Annotated in this window: 13 protein-coding genes; 6 read left to right on the top strand and 7 right to left on the bottom strand. The window is 69.9% G+C overall.

The features are described from left to right. Position 1 precedes the first annotated feature (1 nt). The 4 genes from ACFOW8_RS27535 to ACFOW8_RS27520 are packed head-to-tail and all read left to right on the top strand — an operon-like array spanning position 2 to position 5,203. Positions 2–1,051: a hydroxymethylglutaryl-CoA reductase gene (locus ACFOW8_RS27535; RefSeq protein WP_378554699.1), complete on the top strand. Its 1,050-nt coding sequence runs from the start codon at positions 2–4 to the stop codon at positions 1,049–1,051. Further along, positions 1,048–2,220 carry a hydroxymethylglutaryl-CoA synthase gene (locus ACFOW8_RS27530; RefSeq protein WP_378554463.1) on the top strand — a complete coding sequence of 391 codons (1,173 nt, stop codon included), beginning with the start codon at positions 1,048–1,050 and terminating at the stop codon, positions 2,218–2,220. Before ACFOW8_RS27535 ends, ACFOW8_RS27530 begins: the two co-directional genes overlap by 4 nt. 11 nt (positions 2,221–2,231) lie before the next feature. Further along, positions 2,232–3,737, top strand: coding sequence for a flavin-containing monooxygenase (locus ACFOW8_RS27525; protein WP_378554462.1), 1,506 nt, complete (start codon positions 2,232–2,234; stop codon positions 3,735–3,737). After that, positions 3,734–5,203, top strand: a complete 1,470-nt coding sequence (locus ACFOW8_RS27520) for a flavin-containing monooxygenase (RefSeq protein WP_378554460.1) — start codon at positions 3,734–3,736, stop codon at positions 5,201–5,203. Before ACFOW8_RS27525 ends, ACFOW8_RS27520 begins: the two co-directional genes overlap by 4 nt. Positions 5,204–5,246: 43 nt before the next feature. Here ACFOW8_RS27520 and ACFOW8_RS27515 read toward each other — a convergent pair whose 3' ends face one another. The 6 genes from ACFOW8_RS27515 to mftR form a co-directional block, all read right to left on the bottom strand. Beyond that, the gene (locus tag ACFOW8_RS27515) at positions 5,247–7,562 is read right to left on the bottom strand and encodes a SpoIIE family protein phosphatase (protein WP_378554459.1); all 2,316 of its coding nucleotides are present in this window, start codon (positions 7,560–7,562) and stop codon (positions 5,247–5,249) included. Positions 7,563–7,572: 10 nt separating this feature from the next. Then, entirely contained in the window at positions 7,573–8,196 is a 624-nt protein-coding gene (locus tag ACFOW8_RS27510) for a SpoIIE family protein phosphatase (protein ID WP_378554458.1), read from the bottom strand. Continuing rightward, positions 8,189–8,602, bottom strand: coding sequence for an ATP-binding protein (locus ACFOW8_RS27505; RefSeq protein ID WP_378554698.1), 414 nt, complete (start codon positions 8,600–8,602; stop codon positions 8,189–8,191). Before ACFOW8_RS27505 ends, ACFOW8_RS27510 begins: the two co-directional genes overlap by 8 nt. Next, the gene (locus tag ACFOW8_RS27500; protein ID WP_378554457.1) at positions 8,592–8,975 is read right to left on the bottom strand and encodes an STAS domain-containing protein; all 384 of its coding nucleotides are present in this window, start codon (positions 8,973–8,975) and stop codon (positions 8,592–8,594) included. Before ACFOW8_RS27500 ends, ACFOW8_RS27505 begins: the two co-directional genes overlap by 11 nt. An 11-nt stretch (positions 8,976–8,986) precedes the next feature. Continuing rightward, positions 8,987–9,892, bottom strand: a complete 906-nt coding sequence (locus ACFOW8_RS27495; RefSeq protein WP_378554456.1) for an STAS domain-containing protein — start codon at positions 9,890–9,892, stop codon at positions 8,987–8,989. A 118-nt stretch (positions 9,893–10,010) separates the two neighbouring features. Continuing rightward, the gene (gene mftR, locus ACFOW8_RS27490) at positions 10,011–10,610 is read right to left on the bottom strand and encodes a mycofactocin system transcriptional regulator (protein ID WP_378554455.1); all 600 of its coding nucleotides are present in this window, start codon (positions 10,608–10,610) and stop codon (positions 10,011–10,013) included. A 53-nt stretch (positions 10,611–10,663) separates the two neighbouring features. Between mftR and mftE the strand changes: the two genes are divergently transcribed. Next, positions 10,664–11,368 (top strand): mycofactocin biosynthesis peptidyl-dipeptidase MftE, encoded by a 705-nt coding sequence (gene mftE / locus ACFOW8_RS27485; protein ID WP_378554454.1) that lies wholly within the window; start codon positions 10,664–10,666, stop codon positions 11,366–11,368. Continuing rightward, a complete protein-coding gene (gene mftD / locus ACFOW8_RS27480) occupies positions 11,365–12,582 on the top strand; it encodes a pre-mycofactocin synthase MftD (protein ID WP_378554453.1) in 1,218 nt (405 codons plus the stop codon). Before mftE ends, mftD begins: the two co-directional genes overlap by 4 nt. A gap of 225 nt (positions 12,583–12,807) precedes the next feature. Here mftD and ACFOW8_RS27475 read toward each other — a convergent pair whose 3' ends face one another. Next, on the bottom strand, positions 12,808–13,338 hold the full coding sequence (locus ACFOW8_RS27475; protein WP_378554452.1) for a MarR family winged helix-turn-helix transcriptional regulator: 531 nt from the start codon (positions 13,336–13,338) through the stop codon (positions 12,808–12,810). Between the last annotated feature and the right edge of the window lie 171 nt (positions 13,339–13,509).

The following is a 13,509-nucleotide window of genomic DNA, read 5'->3' as shown; positions in this document are numbered from 1 at the left end:
CATGTCGTACGCAGCGGTTCCGCTGCAGTGGGTGGGACCCGTGCGCATCACGGGCAATGTCGTCGACGACGCCGTCGACATCCCGCTCGCCACCTACGAGACACCGCTGTGGCCCTCGGTCGGGCGCGGCGCCCGGATCTCGACCCTGACCGAGCGCGGCATCGTCGCCACCCTGATCGACGAGCGGATGACCCGCTCGATCCTGCTCGAGGCCGACGACGCCTACACCGCGCTCACCACGGTGCGCACGCTGAAGGACCGCTTCGCCGAGCTGCAGGAGGTGGTGGCAGGCAGCAGCCGCTTCGCCCGGCTGATCGACCTGCACCACCAGATCAACGGCAATCTGCTGTTCCTGCGCTTCGAATTCAGCACCGGCGACGCCTCCGGCCACAATATGGCCACCCTCGCCAGCGACCACCTGATGGACCACATCCTGGCCACCGTGGCCGGGGTGCGCTACGGCTCGATCTCGGGCAACTTCTGCACCGACAAGAAGGCGACGGCAGTCAACGGCATCCTGGGGCGCGGAAAGAACGTCGTCACCGAACTGCTCGTGCCACGCGCGGTCGTCGAGCAGCGGCTGCACACCACCGCGGCCCAGGTGGTGCAGCTCAATATCCGCAAGAACCTGATCGGCACCCTGCTCGCGGGCGGAATCCGTTCCGCCAACGCCCATTACGCGAACATGCTGCTCGCGTTCTACCTGGCCACCGGCCAGGACGCCGCCAATATCGTCGAAGGTTCCCAGGGCGTCACGCACGCCGAGGACCGCGACGGTGACCTGTACTTCTCGTGCACGCTGCCCAATCTCATCGTCGGCACCGTCGGCAACGGCAAGCACGCCAGTTTCGTGGACGAGAATCTCGAGCGCCTCGGCTGCCGCGCCGAGGGCGAACCCGGCGCCAACGCGCGCCGCCTCGCCGTCATCGCGGCGGCGTCCGTGCTGTGTGGCGAGCTGTCGCTGATGGCCGCACAGACCAACCGCGGGGAATTGATGCGCGCCCACACCCAATTCGAGCGGTCAACCACGAGCAACGGAACCCAACGATGACTACATTCCCGATCGGTATCGACGACCTGTCGTTCGCCACCACCCACTATGCCCTCGACCACGCCGTCCTCGCCGAACGCCTCGGGGTGGACCGCGACAAGTTCTACCTCGGTATCGGCCAGGAGAAGATGAGTGTCGCCGCGGCCGACGAGGACATCGTCACCATCGCCGCCGCGGCCGCGAAGCCGATCCTGGACCGGCACGGCACCGAAAACATCCGCACCGTGCTGCTGGCCACCGAAACCGGTGTCGACCAGTCCAAAGCGGCCGCGCTGTATCTGCATTCGCTGATCGGGCTGCCCAACGCCGCGCGCGTGGTCGAGCTCAAGCAGGCCTGCTACGGCGGTACCGCCGGGCTGCAGTTCGCCGCGGGACTCATCGCCCGCGACCCGGCCCAGCGGGTGCTGGTGATCGCCGCCGACATCGCCAAGTACGACCTGGACTCGCCCGGCGAGCCGACCCAGGGCGCCGCCGCGGTCGCGATGCTCGTCACCGCCGACCCCGCGATCCTGCGGCTCGATCCGATCTCGGGGCTCTACAGCGCCGACATCATGGACTTCTGGCGGCCCAACTACCGCAGTGCCGCCATCGTCGACGGCAAGACCTCGGTCAACGCCTACCAGAAGGCGGCCCAGGAGGCCTGGAGCGACTACCGGCGCCAGGGCGGGCGTGAGCTGACGGAGTTCGCCGCGTTCTGCTACCACCAGCCGTTCACCAAGATGGCCTACAAGGCCCACCGGCACCTGCTCGAAAGCCAGGGCCACACCGCCGACGCCGCCGAGATCGAGGCCGCCATCGGGGCCACCACCCGGTACAACCGGACCGTCGGCAACAGCTACACCGCGTCGCTGTATCTCGGCCTGGCCGCGCTGCTCGACGACACCGCCGATCTCACCGACCAGCCGCTGGCCATGATCAGCTACGGATCCGGCAGTGTCGCCGAATTCTTCAGCGGCACCGTGGTCCCCGGCTACCGCGAGCACCTGCGCACCGAGGCCAACCGCGCCGCCATCGACTCGCGCGAGCCGATCGGCTACGAGCACTACCGTGCGCTGCACGAGGCGGGCTCGCCCAGCGACGGCGCCTACCACGCCATGCCGGAGCAGACCCGCCGCCCGTACCGGCTGGCCGCGGTATCCGGTCACAAACGAATCTACGAAGCCCGCTGAGGACGACCGTCATGAGCAGTAGCGACACCACCACGCCGGGCGGACAGACCCGGCGCCATGTCCGGGTGCTGATCGTCGGCAGCGGCCTGTCCGGGCTCGGCACCGCCATCCGGCTGAGCCAGGCGGGCATCACCGACTATGTCGTGGTCGAGCGCGGCCCCGATGTGGGCGGCACCTGGCGCGACAACACCTATCCCGGTGCCGGGTGTGACGTGCCCTCGCACCTGTACTCGTACTCGTTCGCGCTCAATCCCGACTGGTCGCGATCGTTCTCGCCGCAGGCGGAGATCGAACGGTACCTGCAGGGTGTCGCCGACCGGTACGGCGTGCGCGACAAGCACCTGTTCGACTGCGCGATGACCGCCACCCGCTGGGACGACACCGCGCGCCGCTGGGAGATCGACACCGCGCGCGGTGGCTTCACCGCCGACTTCGTCGTCTCGGCGGCCGGCGTGCTCGCCGAACCGAATCTGCCCGATATCAAGGGCATCTCGAGCTTCGAAGGTGAGATCTTCCACTCGGCGCGGTGGAATCACCAGGCGAGCCTGGCGGGCAAGAAGGTGGCCGTCATCGGCACCGGGTCCTCCGCGGTGCAGATCATCCCGGCCATCGCGCCGCAGGCGCAGCGGCTCGATGTGTATCAGCGCACCGCGACCTGGGTGATGCCGCAGTTCAACCGGCCGTACCTCGCGGTGGAGCGCTTGGCGTTCAAGCGGGTGCCCGGATTGCAGCGGCTGATCCGCTCGCTGATCTATCTCGTCCGCGAGGTCTTCGTGCTCACCCAGGTGAAGGCACCGTGGACGGGCAGGCTGCTGGAACTGGTCGGCCGGGCCAAGATGTGGCTCGAGATCCGCGATCCGGTCACCCGGCGGAAAGTGCTGCCCCAGCACCGGATCGGCTGCAAGCGGATGCTGGTGTCGAACAAGTTCTACCGCACCCTGGACCGGCCCGACGTCGACCTGGTCACCGACGGCATCGCCGAGGTGAGGGCCCACTCGATCGTCACCGAGGACGGCACCGAACGCGAGGTCGACGCCATCGTGCTCGCCACCGGCTTCCACGTCGCCGATTCGCCCACCTTCAACCTCTATGCCGGTCGCGACGGCCGCACGGCCTCGGAGGCGGCCGACGCCGAGGGGTACCAGATGTACAAGGGCACCACGGTCGCCAACTTCCCCAACATGTTCTTCATGCTCGGTGCCAACTCGGGGCTCAACTACACCTCGCTGATCTACATCATCGAATCCCAGCTCAATTACGTGATCGATGCGATCACCAGGATGGATGCCGAGAATCTGCAGACCTTCGAGGTGAAGCTGGACACCCAGCGCGCCTACAACCGGGCGCTGGATCCGAAGATCGCGCGCACGGTGTGGGTCGGCGGCGGCTGCAACAGCTGGTTCCTCGACAAGCACGGCCGCAACTCGGCGTTGTGGCCGGACTTCAGCTTCCGGTACCGGCGCCAGGTCCGCACCTTCGACCTCGAGGCCTACGACACCACCGCGAAGACCGCGTGAGCGGCGCACGGCACGTCCGGGTCGCGATCCTCGGCGCCGGGTTCGCCGGGCTCGGCGTCGCGATCCGGCTGCGGCAGGCCGGGGTCACCGACCTGGTCGTGTTCGAACGCGCGGCCGAGATCGGCGGCACCTGGCGCGACAACACCTACCCCGGGGCCGGCTGCGATGTGCCCTCCCAGCTGTATTCGTACTCGTTCGCGCTGTCCGGGGACTGGACCCACTCGTTCTCGACCCAGCCGCAGATCCAGCGCTACCTCCACGAGGTGGTCGAGCGCTTCGGAATCGGCGCATCGATCCGGCTCGGCTGCGAGGTGACCGAGGCGCGCTGGAACACCGAGACCTGCCGCTGGGACATCAGGGCGGGCGGCGACGCGTACACCGCTGACGTCCTGGTCTCGGCGGCGGGTCCGCTGAGCGCCCCGAAACTGCCGGAGATCAAGGGCATCAGCACCTTCGGTGGCGCGCTGTTCCATTCCGCGCGCTGGGACCACGAGGTCGACCTCACCGGCAAGCGGGTCGCGGTGGTCGGTACCGGGGCCTCGGCCATCCAGATCGTGCCTGCCATCGCGGCAACGGTCGGCGGGCTGCAGCTGTACCAGCGCAGCGCCCCCTGGGTGCTGCCACGCTTCGGGCACCGATACACGCTGCCCGAACGCCTGCTGTACCGGCGTGTTCCGGCCGCGCGCCGGCTCGCGCGGGCCGGTGTGTACTGGCTGCGCGAGTCGTTCGTGCTGTGGCAGGCCAAGTTCCCTGCGCTGGCCGGGTTCTTCGCCGCAGGCGCCCGGCTGAAGCTGTGGTGGGTGGTCCGGGACCGGGAGCTGCGTCGCAAGCTCGTCCCCGGCTATCGGCTCGGGTGCAAACGAATGCTCGTCTCCAACGAGTACTACCCGGCCCTGACCCGCGACAACGTCGAGGTGATCACCGACGGGATCGGCGAGATCACGGCGGACTCGATCATCGGCGTCGACGGCACCGAACGCGCCGTCGACGTGATCGTGCTCGCCACCGGCTTCCGGATCAGCGACTCCCCGGTGTACGAGCTGATCAGCGGCCGGGACGGGCGCACCCTGTCGGAGGTGTTCGACACCGAAGGGCCCGAAGTGTACAAGGGCACCACCGTGGCCGGCTTCCCGAACATGTTCCTGATGATCGGGCCGAACTCGGCGCTGAGCTACACCTCGGCGGTGTTCACCATCGAATCCCAGATCAACTACATCCGCGACGCGCTCGCGACCATGCGCGCCGAGGGACTGCGGACGGTGGAGGTCGGGGCGGCGGCTCAGGCCGACTACAACCGGAAGCTGCGGGCCGACTTCGGCGGCACCGTCTGGAACGGTGGTGATTGCACGAGCTGGTTCGTCGACGAGCAGGGCAGGCAGTCGCGGCTGTGGCCGGACTTCAGCTTCCGGTTCCACCGGCTGCTGCGCCGCTTCGACGTGGACGCCTACGACACCACGGCGGTCTGAGGGGCACGACCGCGCCCGGGACGACATGTGGTGTCGTCCCGGGTCAGTCGCGTGCGTGCAGCGCCGACGGGCGCGTCGAGCCGCGCAGCGGATTCGCGGTCGGGAAGGTGATCGACGGCAGCGTCACCCACATGCGCACCCTGGTGCCGTTCTCGTCGTTGCCGAACTCGAGCTCCTCGGTGAGCACCCGCATCATCTCCACACCGCGGCCACGGACACCCGGGTCGGTGGGCGTCGGGATCCAGCGGCCGGTGTCGGCGACCTCGATCACCACCCGGTCGCCCGCACAGGTGGCGGTGAGCGTGACCCGTCCCGGCTCGGTGTCGCGGTAGGCGTGCTCGACGCTGTTGCTGCACGCCTCGTTGGCGGCGGCGACCAGGTCGGCGGCCAGATCGTGTGGGACAGCGGCGGTGGCGAACCAGCGGTACAGGTCGCGCCGCAGCCCGGTCAGTTCCGCCGCGACGGCGGGGATGTCGAGCCGCAACGGCTCGGGTGGCTGCCGGTACACGACCATGGCCACGTCGTCGTCGTAGCCCGCGGGCGGGCACAGCCGCGACAGCACCGCGTCGGCCACATCGCGTGGCAGCGCGGCCCCGGTCTCGCTGAGCACCTCGGCGATCTTGCCGAAGCCCTCCTCGATGTCGTAGCCGCGCTGCTCGACCAGACCGTCGGTGAACAACACCAGCGTCGCGCCCGGCGGCAGCGCGGTCGTGGCCTCCGGTCTGCGTGGGGTGTCGAACGTCGCCAGCGGTACCGCCCGCCCACCCTCGAGGATGCGGCCCGGCCCGCCCGGCGGTGCCAGGATGGGCGGCATGTGCCCGGCGTTGGAATAGCGGACCATGCCGCGCGCCGGATCGAGCACGGCCGCGCACACGGTGGTGCACATGGCGCCCGGAATCCGCGCGGCGACCGCGTCGAGTTCGGCGAGCAACTGCGCCGGACCGGCCCCGCGCAACAGCAGAGCCCGTGCCGCGGTGCGCAGTTGGCCCATCACCACCGCCGCCGACAGGCCACGGCCGACACAGTCGCCGACCACGACACCGATGGTGCCGTCCCGCAGCGGCACCACGTCGTACCAGTCGCCGCCGATCTCGAGCGGTGGCAGCGCCGGTTCGTAGTGCACCGAGAACCGCGGCGGCAACTCGATCGGGCCGAGCATGGCGCGCTGCAGGGTCAGCGAGGTCGCGCGGGCCTGATCGAAGTTGCGCGCGCGCTGCAGGGCGACGCTGAGATGCCCGACCAGCAGCGAGTACAGCGCCCAGTCGGCGGCGCTGATCGCGCGTGGCGTCGCGAACCGCACCCACAGCGCGGCGTCACCGGTCTCGCCGAGCGGCGCGAGGACCGCTTCGACCCCGCTCTCGTCGGCGGTGATCGCGGTCAGCCCGCGTGCGGGCTGCCTGCGCGCGCGGTCGAGCAGCACGCGCACGTCCTCGTCGAGGGTGATCCGGCCCGCCGGGTCGGGCACCGGCGCCGCGGTGAATCGGGCAGCGCCGTCGGCGCTGTCTGCGAGTTCGGGCGCACCGCAGGAGTACACGTCGGGCTGGCCGGTACGGCTCGGCCACACCGCGACCAGCGCGGTCTGCGCGCCCATGGTCCGGCGCAGCTCGTCGAGCCCGACCGCGAGCACCTCCACCATGCTCGTGGCGGCGCCGACCGCGGTGGCCAGCCGCGAGGCCGCCTGATCCCTGGCTTGCGCGTCGTGCTCGGCGGTCACATCGCGCACCGTGCCGACGAAGATCTCCTCGCCGCTCTCCTGTTTCACCAGCGAGCTCGCGCTCACCGCAAGCCAGCGTTCCCGGCCGTCACGGTGCCGGATCGGCAGCACGAATCGCGAAGCCTCCGTACCGATCTGGGGATAGCCTGCGGCTTCGGACAGGGTCCACGGATGCGGCAGCGGAAACGGCACCTCGTCGGCGTCGTAGCCGGTGAGCACGCCGAAGGCCGAGTTCACCTCCACGATCGTGCCGCGGGCGTCGGCGACGAAGAAGCCGTCCTGCAGCGACTCGACCAGCGCGGTGCGGAACGCGTCGCGCCCGGCCAGATCCTCGGCGCGAGAGCGCTCCTGCTCGTAGCGGCGGGTGCCGTCGAGGTAGCCGCGGGTCGCGATGTCGAGCGCGGCCATCGTCTGCAACAGGAACTCCAGTGCCACCTCGGCCCGGCGCGGATCCGCGGGCGCGCCGGCGAACTCGGTCACCGTGCGGTAGTGGTGCTCGGTGAGGTCGAGCAGGCTGATGTCCTCCACCAGGGCACGCCTGCCGAGGTCGTAGCCCTCGGTGAGGCCCGCCTGGCCCGGCGCGGCGACGTGGCGGCGCAGTGCCGTCGCATAGTCGTCGAGGAATGCGGCCAGGACAGCGCTCATCGGCAACCTCTCATGGGCAGGCGCCGCGGTATCGGGCCGCGAGCACCAGCGCGTCGTCGGTCTCCTTGGCGTCGCGGGCGAGCAGATCACCCGCGATGGTGGCGGCGGGCCTGCCCAGATCGACCGATTCGGGGCCGACCGCGACGATCCCGTCGGTCGCCATCAGCAGCAGATCACCAGGGCGGATCGGCAGTGTTTGCGGCTGCAGGTGGGCGGGCAGCCGGTAGCCGACGATTCCGCCGGTGAGCAGCATGGTCGCGCGCAGCTCCGGACCGGCCGGACCCTTGGTGAGCAGGCGGGATTCGACATTGCCGACACCGAGCCACTGCAGCGTCTCACCCGGCCCGATCAGCGCCAATGACATCGCGGCGCCGCGGGTGTCGACCATCGCGCGATGACACAGCACCATCAGCACATCCAGCGGTTCGCCGCGATTCTCGGACAGGATGACCGTCGCGCGATCGACGGCCTCGGCGGCGGCGCCACCGTGACCGAGGCCGTCGAGCACGCCGAACAGCGCCCCGCCGTCGCCGGTGTCGAGAACGACGGCACGGTCACCGGAGACCTCCTGGCCCGGCAGTGACCGGCCGGCGGCCGACCACTCCGTGCGGCCGATGATCCCGTCCTCATGCACCGTCGGGTACCCACTTCCACATCTCGATCAACGTCCCGCGGCCGGGGGCGGAATCGATGGTGAGCCGATCCATCAGCCTGCGCGCGCCGGGCAGGCCGAGTCCGAGGCCACGCCCGGTGGAGTAGCCGTCGCCGAGCGCGCGCGGAATGTCGCGGATTCCCGGCCCCTGGTCCTCGGCCTGCACGATCAGCGCTCGCCTGCCCTCGCGCAGGTCGACCAGCAAGCGGATCTCCCCGCTGCCCGCGTAGCTGGTGATATTGCGGGCGATTTCGGAGATGGCGGTGGAGATCATGGTGCGGTCGGTGAGGGTGAAGCCGAGTTGCGCGCCGAGCTCGTGGCCCGCCTGTCGTGCGGTCACGATGTCCTCGGACACTTTGACCGCGATCACAACCTGCTCAGCGGCCACTGTCACGACCGTCTCTTCGGCTACGCGGATGCCGATTGAGCCAGGCCAGGCCCTCCTCCAGATCCAGCGCGGTGTGCATGTCCTCGAAGGTCAGGCCGAGCTGAACCATGGCGAACGCGACCTCGGGCTGCAACCCGACGATCACGGTCTCGGCGCCGCGCAGCTGGGTCATGTGCGCGATGGTACGCAGCGAGCGCGCCGCGAAGGAGTCCATGACGTCGATGGCGGTGACGTCGACGATGATGCCGGTGGCACGGTAACGGCTGACCTGCTTCATCAGGTCGTCCTGCAGCCGCTCGGTATCGGCGTCGGTCAGCGCCGACTGCACCGAGGCGATCAGGTATGTGCCCTGTTTCAGGATGGGAACCGGCATGGTGGGCCTGATCAGCGCCCGTCTCGCTCGGCCAGGCGCTCGGTCACCCGAGAGACCTCGTAGCCGAGCAACCGCTCGGCCTCTTCGATGCCACCCTGCAGGTCGCCGACAGCGTTCATCTTCGACAGGTCGAGACCGATGGTCACCAGGGTGAGGGCGATCTCCGAGGACAGGCCGGTGATGATCACATTGGCGCCCATCAGCCCGGAGGCGTCGACGGTCTGCACCAGGTGGTTGGCCACCACGGAGTCGATCGCGGGCACACCGGTGATGTCGATGACGACGACCTTGGCGCGGTTGGCGCGGATCGCGCGCAGTAGCTGCTCGGTGAGCTGGCGGGCGCGCTGGGAGTCGAGCACACCGATGATCGGCAGGATGAGCAGCTGCTCACGCACCTGCAGCACCGGGGTCGACAGCTCGCGGATGGCCTCCTGCTGGCGGCTGATGACGCGCTCGCGCTCCTGCACGAAGGAGACGGCCACGGTGTTGGCGATGCGGTTGGCGGCCGGCTCGTAGGCGTCGAGCACGCGGTTGAGCAGCTCGAAATTGGACTGGTATTTCTCGAACAAGCTGCGGGCCAGCACGTCGCGCAACAGCAGGACGATGCCGATGACCTCGTCGGTCTCGACGCCTCGCGGAATGATGCGCTCGGACAGGTCGCGAGCGTAGGCCTGCAGCGCCTCGACGCTACCGGTGACCAGCACCTCGACGTAGTTGTCGTACATCGAGGTGGCCTCGGAGAAGATCTCATCCGGGGTCATCGCGGTGAGCAGCTCGGCCTCGGTGATGCGCCGCGCCCACTCCTCGCGCAGTCCCGTGCGGTTCTGCCGCAGGTGCTCGACCAGCTGCGGGAGCAGATCGTCGAGCTGCTGCGCGGGCAGCGAATCCGCCGAAAGACCCGTGGACACCTCGGACATGGAAATTCCTGCCCCTTTCGACGACATTCGCTGTTCGGACGCGCGGCGCGCGACTCGAGCCTACTCATACCCCGTCCGTACCGCTCCGCAAACCTGCCGGTTACGGGGGAGCTGCCCGCTACTCCGGGACGAACCCGCGCTCGAGGGCGCGCAGGGCCCGGTCGAGGTAGTCGGTCAGGGGGGTGTCGCCGCGCTCCAGCCAGGCGTCGAAGGCGGCGCGTGCCGCGGCCAGCGTGGTGCGGCCGACGGCGAGGGGGATCAGGTCGGCGGGGTCGGTGCCGAGTCTGCGCGCGGCGAACTCGCCGACCGCGCGTTCCCACGCGTCGTAGTGCGCGCCCGCGCCCGCCGAGAGCGCGGGAACCCCGGAGACCAGCCGCATCCTGGTGCGCAGTTCGGGAATGTCCTCAGGGCGGTATCGGTTGGCCGCCACCACGATCCGGCGTACCGCCGCCATCATCGGCTCGTCGTCGGGTACCGCGGCGAAGGCGTCGCGCAGATCGGCGACCTCGTTGTCGAACTGGTGCCACAGCACCTCGGTCTTGCTCGGGAAGTACCGGAAGAAGGTCCGCTCGCTCACCCCGGCCGCGGCCGCGATCCGTTCGACGGTGACCTCGTCGAAGCCGTACTCGGCGAACAACTTCATGGCGATGACTTCGAGTTCGCGGCGCGTGGTGCGCGGCGGGCGACCGCGATGGGTGCGCGGTGACGGGGCGGGCATGGATACAGCGTAAGGACCTTGATTATGTCAGTGACTGACGTTAATGTTGCCGCATGTTCGTGGCCCACCTCACATGGCCCGAGGCGGGCGCATGTGCCGCCACGGGAGTGACTCTGCTCATCCCGCTCGGAGCCACCGAGCAGCACGGCCCGCACCTGCCGCTGTCGACCGACACCGACATCGCCGCCGCGGTGTGCGCCGGTGCCGCCACCGAGCGCGCCGGGCTGCTCGTCGCGCCCGCGGTGCCCTACGGCGCGAGCGGTGAGCACGCGGGCTTCGCCGGAACGCTGTCGATCGGGCAGGCCGCCCTCGAACTGCTCGTGGTGGAACTGTGCCGCTCGGCCGCCGAAACCTTCTCGCGGATCGTGCTGGTCAACGGGCACGGCGGCAATGTGGAGACGCTGCGGCGCGCGGTCGCGCTGCTGCGCGCCGAGTCGCGAGACGTGCGGCTGTTCTCGCCCGGCTACAGCGGCGATCCGCACGCGGGCCGCACCGAGACCGCCATCCAGCTCGCCTTGTCGCCGGAGCGGGTGCGCACCGAGCTGGCCGAACCGGGCGACCGGCGCCCGCTGCCCGAACTGCTGCCGCTGCTGCGGGCGGGCGGCGTGCGGGCCGTGAGCCCCAACGGAATTCTCGGCGACCCCACCGGGGCCGACGCCGACGAAGGCGCCGCGCTGCTGCGCGCGGCCACCACCGCACTACTGGCAGACCTGGGCCGCTGGTGGCCGCAGGACCACGAGGAAGGACCCCACCGATGAACCCCTGGTTCGAGACCGTCGCCGAGGCGCAGCGCCGCGCCCGCAAGCGCCTGCCGAAATCGGTCTACGGCGCGTTGATCGCGGGCTCGGAACGCGGCCAGACCATCGAGGACAATCAGACCGCGTTCACCGAACTCGGCTTCGCCCCGCACTGCGCGGGCCCGATCGGCGAGCGCGACCAGTCCACCACCGTGCTCGGCCAGCAGCTGTCGATGCCGGTGATGATCTCGCCCACCGGGGTGCAGGCGGTGCACCCCGACGGTGAGGTCGCCGTCGCCAGGGCCGCCGCGGCCCGTGGCATCGCGATGGGGCTGAGCTCGTTCGCCAGCAAGTCCGTCGAAGAGGTGATCGCCGCCAACCCGGCCACTCTGTTCCAGCTGTACTGGTGCGGCAACCGGGACCAGATCCTCGAGCGGATGGCCAGGGCCAAGGCCGCGGGCGCGGTCGGGCTCATTCTCACCCTGGACTGGTCGTTCTCGCACGGCCGCGACTGGGGCAGCCCGCAGATCCCGGAATCGCTGAACCTGCGCACCATGATGAAGTTCGCGCCGCAGACCCTGGCCCGCCCGCGCTGGCTGGCCACCTACCTGCGCTCGGGTTCCATCCCCGACCTCACCGCGCCCAATATGGCGGTCGGCGGTGGCGCCGCCCCCGGATTCTTCGGCGCCTACGGCGAATGGATGCAGACCCCCGCACCGGACTGGGATGATGTGGCCTGGATCTGCGCGCAGTGGGATGGCCCTGTCCTGCTCAAGGGCGTGATGCGGGTCGACGACGCACTGCGCGCGGTCGATGCGGGCGTCGCGGGCATCTCGGTGTCCAACCACGGCGGCAACAATCTCGACGGCACCCCCGCCGCGATCCGCGCGCTGCCGGTGCTCGTCGACGCCGTCGGCAGCCAGATCGAGGTGGTGCTCGACGGCGGCATCCGGCGCGGCAGCGATGTCGTCAAGGCCGTTGCCCTCGGCGCCCGCGCGGTGCTCATCGGCCGCGCCTACCTGTGGGGCCTGGCTGCCAACGGGCAGGCGGGCGTGGAGAACGTCCTCGACATCCTGCGTGGGGGTATCGATTCGGCCCTGCTGGGCCTGCGCAAGACCTCGATCGCCGACCTCGGCCGCGGCGACATCATCGTCCCGGACGGTTTCGAACGCGCACTCGGCGTGCCCGTCGACGGCGAACGCCCGCGCGCCGCACCGGAACTCGTGGGCAAGTAGCGCATCACCGCCTGCGGTCCACCGGTGTGCCGGGGTGCTCGGGCAACGTCGGTGGCGGTTGCGGCGCCATCGCGCACGCGCGGTGGCGCCGCCATGGCCGGATCCACCCGAAAGCGCGGTGCCGGGAAATCGCGGCGTGCCCGCCACGGGCGGGACGGTGCAGCGCGGCGGCTCGGCACCGGTCGGTCCGGCGGCGAGGACAGCTCGGTTCCGGCAGCTAGGCGTTCACGCGAGGTCGGCCGCCGGTTCGCCGCCGGCGAGCGAGGTCTCGTCCCGGCCGGTGTGTTCGAATCCGCCCGCCGCGCTGCGGTGGTGGTTGATCAGCACGTCGTAGATCTCGGCGAGGGCGGCGAGCTGGCCGCGGTCGAGCACGTCGATCATGTGCCTGCGCACGCTGCGGACGTGGGCGGGGGCCGCGGTGGTGAGCAGCTGGCCGCCCGCGGGGGTGAGGCGGGCGACGGTGCGGCGCTGGTCGTGCGGCATGGTCTCCCTGGTCACCAGCCCGCGCTTCTGCATGCGGGTGATCTGGTGCGAAAGCCTGCTCTGCGACCATTCCAGCACGCCTGCCAGATCGGCGAAGGTGAGCCGCTGTCCCGGGGCGTCGGCGAGGTTGACCAGCACCGAGTACTCCACCCAGCTGAGGTCGGCGGCCCGGACCGCATCGCGCCCGATCGCCGCGGCGATCAGGTCGCGGGTGCGGACATAGCCCAGCCAGGCGCGCATTTCGACATCATCGAGCCACTGTGGATCGGTCACGATCGAGCTCCGGATTCTGAAGGTGCAGGCTTCGGATTGGAACGGTGCACTCCCCGCCACGTTCGGGAGAATGGGTAGCACCGTTTGGGTTGAACGTGCAACCTCGATCTTGGTTCAGATCTAGGATTCCTCATCACATAGGGTTGCCTAACCCGGTGGTCCGTGGGGCTG

It is taken from the genome of Nocardia rhizosphaerae (assembly GCF_042650365.1).
Lineage (GTDB): Bacteria > Actinomycetota > Actinomycetes > Mycobacteriales > Mycobacteriaceae > Nocardia > Nocardia rhizosphaerae.
This window is presented reverse-complemented; position numbering and strand designations above follow the sequence as displayed.